Here is a 10,042-nt window from a genome sequence, read left to right on the forward strand (position 1 = left end):
GCGTCACCGCCACACCCTTCGGCACACCCGTCGAACCCGACGTAAACATCACATACGCCAAAGCCCCCACCGGCACCCGCACCGGAAGCAACACCCCACCCGCACCCACCGGCTCCGCATCCACCGCGACGGCCGGCACCCCACCGACCCCGTCCACCATCCGGTCGGTCAGCACCAGCACCGCGCCACTCTGCTCGACCACCTGCCGCAGCCGCTCCTCCGGATATGCCGTATGCAGCGGGACGTAAGCGCCGCCCGCCTTCAGCACCGCCAGCATGGCCACCAGGACGTCCGCCGAGCGTTCCAGCAGCAGTCCGACGCGGCTCTCCGCGCCGACGCCCCGCTCAGTCAGAGCCAGCGCCAACCCGTGTGCCCGGTCGTCGAGTTGGCGGTAGGTCAGCGTACGGTCGCCGCACTGCACCGCCACCGAATCCGGGGCAGCGGCCACCCGCTCGCCGAAGATCCCGACCAGGGAGGCCCCGGCCCCCAGGGACTCGCTGACCCGGCCGCCGCTCCACTCGCCTACCACAGCGGCGCGTTCAGCCTCGCCCAGCAGGTCGATGTCCCCGACCTGGGAGTCCGCGTGTGCGACCAGACGGGTGACCGCGTGTCCGAGTTGTGCCGACAGCCGCTCCGCCGTGCTCGCGTCGAACAGTGCCGGGTCGTAGGCGAGCGTCATGTCCAGCCGGTCGCCGGTCGCCGACGCGATCAGGGTCAGCGCGTAATTGGTCGACTCCACGGCCTCGGCCGCGCGGACACCCAGTCCGTGGCGCTCGGCCGCGGCCTCGTCCACCGGGTAGTTCTCGAAGACCACCAGGCTGTCGAAGAGGGACGCACCGGCCGGCACGTCCGACTCGATGTCGGACAGCGCCATGTACTCGTAGCGCCGCGACTCCGACTGTCCGTCCTGGATCTGCCGCAGCCAGTCGGCGACCGGCTGGTCCGGAGTGGCGGTCACCCGGACCGGCAGTGTGTTGATGAAGAGACCGAGGATGTCCTCGGCCCCCGGCAGATCCGCCGGACGCCCCGACACCGTCGTACCGAACACGACATCCGACGACCCCGCGCCGGTCGCTGCCGTCTCCGCCAACGCGACAGCGGACGAGGCGACAACGGACGAAGCGGCAGCGGACGAAGCGGCGCCGGATACCCCCGCGTACTGTGCGAGCACCAGCGCCCACGCGCCCTGGACCAGCGCGTTCGCCGTGATCCGGTGGCGGCGGGCGTAACCGCCCACCTGCTCCGCCACACCCGGCTCCAGCGCGACCCGTACCCGCTCGCTTGACTGTCCGCGCCGGGCCTGCTCGGGCACCCGGTCGTACGGCAGTGGCACCGGCTCCTCGAATCCGGCCAGCACACCGCGCCAGTAGTCGGCGGCCGCGTTGTGGTCCTGTGCGCCCAGCCAGCGCAGGTACTCGCGGAAGGGCCCACGGTTCACCGGACGTGTCGCCGCACGTGCCGCCGCCGTCCCGCCGAGCGCCGTGTACTCACCCAGGACGTCGGCGAGGAACGCGGACGTACTCCAGCCGTCGAGCAGCAGGTGGTGGAACGTCCACACCACACGCACCACATCGTCGGCGATACGGGCCAGGGTGACCCGCATCAGCGGGGCGGCGGTCAGATCGAGTCCGCGCGCCCTGTCCTCGCGGAGGAAGTCACGCAGCAGGTTCTCCTGCCCGGCCTCGTCGGTGCCCGACCAGTCCAGCACCGTCACGGGTACGGTCACCTGCCGGTGCACCACCTGCACCGGTTCCCCGACCGCTTCCCAGGCCAGCGACACCCGCAGCGCGTCCGACCGTTCCACCGTCCGCTGCCAGGCGTTCGCGAGCCGGGCAAGGTCGTCGACGCCGTCCAGGGTGAAGGCGAACTGCTCCAGATAGGCAGGCGAGTCGGGCTCGGCGAGAGCGTGGAAGAGCATGCCCGACTGGAGGGGCGTCAGGGGGTAGACGTCCTCGATCTCGCGGCCGTCGCCCGCGATCCGGTCCACCTCGCCCTGTGTGAGCCGCACGAGCGGGAAGTCCGAGGGGGAGCAACCGCCCGCGTCCGGTTCGGCGCAGTGTGCCACGAAGTCGGAGAGCTCGGCGGCGAAGTCGTCCACCAGCGCCCATACCGTCTCCTCTCGGTGCAGCCCCGCGGAGTAGTGCCACGAGAACACCAGCCGACCGTCAAGGAGCCCGGCGGTCACATCGAGGAGGTGCGGCCGTCCTTCCCGAACGCTGTGCTCTCCGCCGGGGTTGAGAGTGGCCGAGCGGTACCAGTCGTCCGCACCGCCCGCCATGTCCAGCCGGCCAAGGTAGTTGAAGCTGATCAGCGGGTGCGCGTGGTGCGCTGTCGCGTCGCTGAGGCTGCGCAGCGCGCCGTAGCCGATACCGCGGTCGGGTACGGCCCTGAGCTGCTCCTTCACCCGCTTGATGGTGGCCGCCCAGTCACCGGACCCGGGCAGCGCGAGCGCGACCGGGTGGATGGAGGTGAACCAGCCGACGGTACGGGTCAGGTCGATGTCGTCGAACAGCTCCTCGCGGCCGTGGCCCTCCAGATTCACCGCGACCCGGTCATGGCCCGTCCAGGTACGGAGCGTACGCGCCAGCGCGGTCAGCAGCGCGTCGTTGATCTGGGTGCGGTAGACGGCGGGGACCCGCTGGAGGAGTTGCTCCGTCGCCTCCCGCGTCAGCTCGCCGGACACCACGGCCTGGTCGGCGACGGTGTTGGCGCCGCCCGGGTGGTCGAGGGGGATGTCGGTCCGCGCTCCGTCCATGACGGAGTTCCAGTACGGGATCTGGTCGTCGAAGCCGCCCGCCGCCGTGTGCTCCGCGAGCCGCGCCGCCCACTGCTGTACGGAGGCGGTCTTGAGGCCGAGTTCCGCGGGCCGGCCGGCGGCGGCGCGGGCGTACGCGGTCCTGAGGTCTTCGAGGAGGATGCGCCAGGTCACCCCGTCCACCACGAGGTGATGGGCGATGACGATCATCCGCAGGGTGTGATCGGCCGCGCGCGTGCCGACCAGGACGCGGACCAGCGGGCCGTCCACCAGGCTGAACCCGGCTTGCGCCGCGTCCTTCAGTTCCTGCCAGGCCGACTGCTCGCGGTCCACCCGCGCGTCGGTGAGGTCGTGGAGGGTGAGTACGCGGTCGAGGTCGATGCCGGGGGCGATCCGTCCCGACCACCGCCCGTGCGCGTCCTGGGCGAAGGTCGTCCGCAGCGCGTCATGGTGGAGCAGGAGTGCGCGTACCGCCTCCCGGAGCGCGGGCAGGCTGGTGGACGGCGGGAGTTCGAACTCCATGGCCATGTTGAAGTGGGCGGGGTCGGCGGTGTGGGTGGCGAAGAACCAGTCGCGGACCGGGGTCGGGCCCACCTTCCCCGACACGACGCCCTGCTCCGCCACGGACGCGCCCGGCTCTGTGCCGGCCGCTCCGGCGCCGGCGGCGAGGGCGGCCACGGTCTGGCGAGCGAACACATCGCGGGAGGAGAGTTCAAGCCCTGCCTGCCGGGCTCGTGAGACCACCTGGATGCTCAGGATCGAGTCCCCGCCCAGGGAGAAGAAGTTGTCGTGGATTCCCACCCGGCCGACATCGAGAACGTCGGTCCAGATGGCTGTCAGCACCCGTTCGGTGTCATTGCGCGGGGCCGCGTACTCGTCCGCGGGCTCGTCCGAGGGGGCGGGCAGGGCCGTGCGGTCCACCTTCCCGCTCGCGTTCACCGGCAGCACATCCAGCACCACGAACGCCGACGGCACCATATAGGCCGGCAGCTCAGCGGCAGCATGCTCCCGCAACACACCCACCTCGACACCCCTGTCGCCCGTCTCGGACGGCACCACATACGCGACGATCCGCTTCACCCCGGGACGATCCTCACGGACCACCACCGACACCTGCCCCACCCACCCATGCCGGGACAGCACAGCCTCGATCTCACCCAGCTCAATACGCAGACCACGCACCTTCACCTGGTCATCACCACGACCCACATACTCCAACTGACCATCCACCCGCCACCGCACCACATCACCCGTCCGGTACAACCGACCACCCGAACCAAACGGATCCGCCACAAACCGCTCCGACGTCAACCCCGAACGCCCCAGATACCCACGCGCCAACCCCGGCCCCGCCACATACAACTCACCGGGTACGCCGACCGGAACCGGCCGCAGCCACCTGTCCAGGACCCACACCCGCGCGTCCGCGACCGGCACCCCGATCGGCGGAGCACCCGCCGCGGGCTCCAGGCGTCCGCTGACCGACGCGGCGACAGTCACCTCCGTCGGACCGTACGCGTTGAACATCGCGCGGCCCGCGGACCACCGACCCACCAGTTCTCCGCCCAGCGCCTCGCCGCCCGTCACCAGCACCCGCAGGTCAGGCAAAGCACCCGCCGGCATACTGCCCAGCACCGTCGGCGGCACCAGCGAATGCGTAATCCCCTCCCCCGCGAACACATCCAGCAACTCCTGCCCGGCCAACGGCCGACCCCCCTCAGGAATCACCAACGTCCCGCCACCACCCAGAGCCATCAACAGCTCCATCACCGACGCGTCAAACCCCGCCGACGCCAACTGCAACACCCGCGAGGACGCGTCGAGCCCGAACCGCTCCACCATCGCGGCAGTGAAACCGGCAAGACCCCGATGAGAGACCACCACACCCTTGGGACGCCCCGTCGACCCGGACGTATAAATCACATACGCCGCCGAATCCAACGACACCGGCCCCACAGACACAGGCACAGAACCAGCCCCGGACTCCGCCGCAGCAGCCAGAACCCCCCACATCTCCTCATCAATCACCAACTCAGCACCACAATCCGCCGTCACAAACTCCATACGCTCCACCGGCCACTCCGGATCCAACGGCACATACACACCCCCCACACGCACCACCGCCAACAACGCCACCAACCACTCCACCGACCTCGGCAAACACACACCCACCCGCGACTCCACACCCACACCCCACCCCACCAACACACCAGCCAACCGCTCCACCCGCACACCCAACTCCCCATACGACAACGACTCCCCACCACACACCACCGCCACCACACCAGCACCACCAGCACCAGCCACCCGCGACGCCAACAACCCCGGCAACGTCACCGGCACCACACCCGCACCCACCCCCGACACACCCCAACCACCAGCAACCAACCCCCACTCATCACCCGACAACAACCCCACACCCGACAACGCACCACCCGCACCACCCGCACCACCAACCACCACACCCGCCAACTCAACCCAATGCCGACACAACCGCTCCACCGACACCGCGTCAAACAAATCCGTGCTGTACTCGGCCGCCGCGAGCAGCCTTCCGTCCTGCTCCGAGAACGCGAACGTGATGTCGAACTGGGAGGCTTCGCGGACCGACGGAATCGCCTCGACCCGGAGGCCCGGCAGGTCGAACTCGGCGCGCGGGGTGTTCTGGAGCACGAGCATGGCCTGCACCAGCGGGGTACGGCTGGTGTCGCGCTCGGGGGCCAGCTCCTCGATCAGCCGGCTGAAGGGCACGTCCTGATGGGCGAAAGCGTCCAGCACCGTCGTACGGACTCGTTCGAGCAGTTGGTCGAAGCTCTCGGACTCATCGACCGTCGTCCGCAGCACGAGAGTGTTGACGAAGAATCCGACGAGGTCTTCCAGCTCGGCCCGCTCGCGCCCCGAGACACCTGTCCCGAGCGCGATGTCCGTCCGTCCGCTGTAGCGCGCCAGCAGAAGCTGGGTGATCGCGGTCAGCGTCATGAACAGGCTCGCGCCCCGCGCACGCCCGAGTCCCGTCAGGCGCCGGGTCAGCTCCGCCGGGACCTCGAAAGCGTGCATGGCACCCGCCGAGGTACGAACCGCTGGTCGCGGCCGGTCGGTCGGCAGTTCCAGCGGCTCCAGTCCTTCAAGCGTGTCGCGCCAGTAGGCGAGTTGGCTGTCGAGCGTGTCGCCCGCCAGCCGGTCGCGCTGCCACACCGCGTAGTCGGGGTACTGAATCGGCAACGGTCGCAGCCCGGCTTCCTCGCCGCGGACCGCGCCGGTGTAGAGGGCGCTCAGTTCACGGGTGATGACGCCCATCGACCAGCCGTCCGTAACGATGTGATGCATGGTCAGCATCAATACGTGGCTGTCCGCGCCCGTCGTGGCCAGCAGCACCCGCAGCAGTGGACCGGTCGCCAGGTCGAACGAGGCCGCCGCCTCGGCGCGGAGAGCGGCCTCCAGCTCGCCGTCCGTGCCAGGTGCGGTCGTGCGTACCGTCACGTCCATGGTGTCGTGCACGACTTGGGTGCCGTGCCCGTCCACCGTCTCGAAGGTGGTACGCAGCGCCTCGTGCCGGGCGACCAGTCCGGCGACGGCTGCCCGCAGCGCGGGAAGGTCGAGCGTGCCGGTCAGCCGGAGGGTGCCGCAGACGTTGTACTCGGCGGCGCCGGGCGCGAAGTCGTCGAGGAACCACAGGCGTTCCTGGGCGAAGGAGAGCGGCAGCCGCCCTTTCCTCGACGCGGGAACGATCGCGCCGCCGCCCTGTACGTCGGCGGGCGCGGCCGAATCGGCGCCACCACACGCTGAGTCGGCACCGTTCGCCGAGTCGGCACCACCACGCGCGGTGTCGGCGGCACCACCACGCGCCGAGGCGTTCGATACGGACGTGCTGTCGGCCAGGGCATCGAGAACGGCCGCCAGGTCGGCGAGCCTCGGGGCCTCGAAGAGGTGGCGTACGGTCAGTTCCGTCCCCAGACCGCTCCGGATACGGCTGATCACCCGGGTGGCGAGCAGGGAGTGCCCGCCGAGCGCGAAGAAGTCGTCCTCGGCGCCGACCTGTGCCGTATCCAGCACCTCGGTCCAGATGGCGGCGAGCGCCCGTTCGGTGTCGGTGCGCGGGGCGAGGTACTCGGCGGACTCGGCCCAGTCGGGGGTCGGCAGGGAGCGGCGGTCGAGCTTGCCGCTGGAGGTCAGGGGAAGCCCGGCGATCGGTACGAAGGCGGCGGGCACCATGTAGTCGGGCAGACTCCGCCGGATGAGGTCGCGCAGTTCTCGGGCGGCGGGTACGGAGTGGCCTTCGGCGGGGACGACGTACCCGGCGAGCCGGGCGGTGCCCTGGCGGTCGTCCCGTACGACGATCGCGGCGTCGCTGATCGCGGGGTGCCGGCGGAGGGCGGCCTCGATCTCGCCGGGCTCGATACGGAAGCCGCGCACCTTCACCTGGTCGTCGGCGCGGCCGAGGTGCTCCAGGGTGCCGTCCGATGTCCAGCGGACGAGGTCGCCGGTGCGGAAGAGCCGCCCGGAGGGATCGAACGGGTCGGCGATGAAGCGTTCCGCCGTACGGTCGGGACGGTTGGCGTAGCCACGCGCGAGCCCGGCTCCGGCCACGTACAGCTCGCCGGGAACTCCGCGCGGTACGGGGCGCAGCCGGCCGTCGAGGACGTACACCTGATTGTTCCAGACGGGCCTGCCGATCCGTACGTCCGGGCCCTCCGCCTCCCAGACCAGGCTGTCGGCGCTGATCTCGGACGAGCCGTAGAGGTTGAGGAGCCGGGCGTGCGGCAACTGCTCGCGGAAGCGGGCGGCGAGCGCGCGGCTGAGCGGCTCGCCGCTGCTGATCCAGCAGCGGCAGGAGGCCAGGGCGGCCGGGTCGGTCTCGTCCAGGAGGACGGAGAGGAGGCTGGGTACGAGCGTCATCCGCTCCACGCGGTGCCGCTCGATCAGCCGGGCCAGCGCGAGGGGGTCCTTGGCCTCGTCGTCGGAGGCGAGGATGATGCGCCCGCCGTGCACCAGGGTGCCGAGGATCTCCGTCGCGCTGTCGAGGAAGCTCACGGAGCTCTTGGCGCAGACGACGGCGTCGCGCCACTCGGGGTAGGTCTCGGCGAACCACGCCCAGCGGCTGAGCAGGCCGCCGTGGAGACCGAGGACGCCCTTGGGCCGGCCGGTGGAGCCGGAGGTGTAGATGACATACGCGGTGTTGCTCGCGGTCAGGGCCACCTGCGGCGTGTGCGAGGGCAGCGCGGCGATCCGGTCGCGCAGGCGGTCGACGGCGACGACGGTGCCGTGGAAGCCGTCCGGCAGCAGTCCGGTGAGCGTGTCCACCGTGACCGCGACCCGGACCCCGCTCTCGGCGAGCATCCACGCCACGCGGTCGCGCGGGAGCGCCGGGTCCAGCGGCAGGTACGCGCCGCCCGCCTTGAGCACGGCCAGGATGGAGACGACGAGATCGATACCGCGTGGCAGGCAGACCGCGACCGGCTCCTCAGGGCGGACCCCGCAGTCGATCAGATGATGCGCCAACCGGTCCGCACGTTCATTGAGTTGACGGTACGTCAGAGTCGTGCCGTCGTCATCGCCGAAGGTGAGCGCGGGCGCGTCGGGTGTGCGGTCGGCCTGTTCGGCGAAGCGCGCCGGGATGGTGCCGGATGCCGCCTGGGGGCGGGCGACCGACTTGCCGTCGGCGAGCAGTCCCGCCAGCTCTTCGGCGGTGAGCAGCTCGGCCTCGTCCAATCGCCGGCCGGGGTCGGCGACGAGGGCACGGGCCAGAACGATGAAATGCCGGCCCAGTCGTTCGACGGTGGCCGCGTCGAACAGATCGGTGCTGTATTCGATCGCGCAATGCAGCTGCTCTTCCTCGTCCTCCTCGAATTCCCAGCTCACGTCGTACGGTGATTCCTGGCGGGCGAGGGTTCCGCGTGCCACCCGGACGCCCTCGAATTCGGCGGATTCGACCGGCGTGTTCTGGAGCACCACCATCGACTGGACAAGTGGTGTACGCGAGGTGTCGCGTTCCGGAGCAAGGATTTCCACCAGTCGCTCGAAGGGAACGTCCTGGTGCTCGAATGCCTCCAGCACGGTTTCCCGTACCTCGGCGAGGAATTCGGTGAACGAACGGGTCTGGTCGATACGGGAGCGGAGCACCAGAATATTGATGAAGAAGCCGACGAGATTCTCCACCTCGGCCCGCTCGCGCCCGGGTACCGCCGTGCCCACCGCGATGTCGTCCTGGCCGCTGTGCCGGGCCATCAGCAATTGGGTGACGGCGGTGAGCGTGACGAAGAGGCTGGCCCCCTGGTCTCTTCCTGTGTTCCGGATTCCCGCGGCGACGTCGGCGGGCAGAGTGAAGGCGTGGACGGCACCGGCGCCGCCGCGGACCGCCGGGCGGGAGCGGTCGGTGGGCAGTTCCAGCGTCTCCAGACCGTCCAGCCGCTCACGCCAGTAGCCGACATGGCGGTCCAGCGCGCTGCCGGAGAACCGCCCGCGCTGCCAGGCCGCGTAGTCGGCGTACTGCACCGCGAGCGGGGGCAGCCCGGCCGTGCCGACATCGCCGCGCAGGGCGGCGGCGTAGTACGCCCGCAGTTCCCGGACGATGATCTCCATGGAGGCGCCGTCGGTGACGATGTGGTGCATGGCGAGCAGGAAGCGGTACTCGTCGGGGCCGACACGGACGAGCAGCGCGCGCACCAGCGGGCCGGTGCGCAGGTCGTACGGCTCGGCCATCGCCGCGGAGATCAGCCGGTCGGCGTCCGCGGCGGCGCCGGCCAGGTCCACGAACCGGAACGGCAGCTCGGCCTCCGGATGTACGATCTGCCGCGCCACGCCCTCCTCCGCGGCGAAGGTGGTGCGCAGCGGCTCGTGCCGCGCCACGACGGCGTCGAGGGCCGCCCGGAACGCGGCGACGTCCAGCGAGCCGGTGAGCCGCAGGCTGAGACCGGAGTTGTTCTCCGTGGAGTCCCGCTGATACTCCGTCATGAACCAGAGCCGCTGCTGAGCGAACGACAGGGGGAGCGTTCCGCTGCGGTCCACGGACTCGATGGTGTTCCGGCCGCCCCGCGCGCGACCCGCCAGCCGGCTCCGGAGTCTCTCCTGCACGTGCTCCGGCAGCGAATTGATCCGGGCCTCGCGCGAAGAAGCGGCGTCCATGGAAAGCTCCCTCATATCCACATCATGAAAACAAGCAGGCAAAAGCACCGCGTGCGCAGTCGACGGGGTGTCGGGCCTGTCCCGGCCCCGTTGGTCCGTCGACGCGCACGCGGGTGACACATGGTGCGTGGTGCGTGTTACGTGGTGTGGTGGTTTCCGGTCTCG

The 10,042-nt window shown here is 70.3% G+C and carries 1 protein-coding gene; it reads right to left on the minus strand.

Annotation, left to right across the window (positions count from 1 at the left end):
* A partial coding sequence (locus ACZ7LS_RS36360; protein WP_385371925.1) for an amino acid adenylation domain-containing protein occupies nt 1-9,877 on the minus strand: 9,877 nt, incomplete at its 3' end.
* Nucleotides 9,878-10,042 lie beyond the last annotated feature (165 nt).

Source organism: Streptomyces sp. NPDC039430 (genome assembly GCF_055639435.1).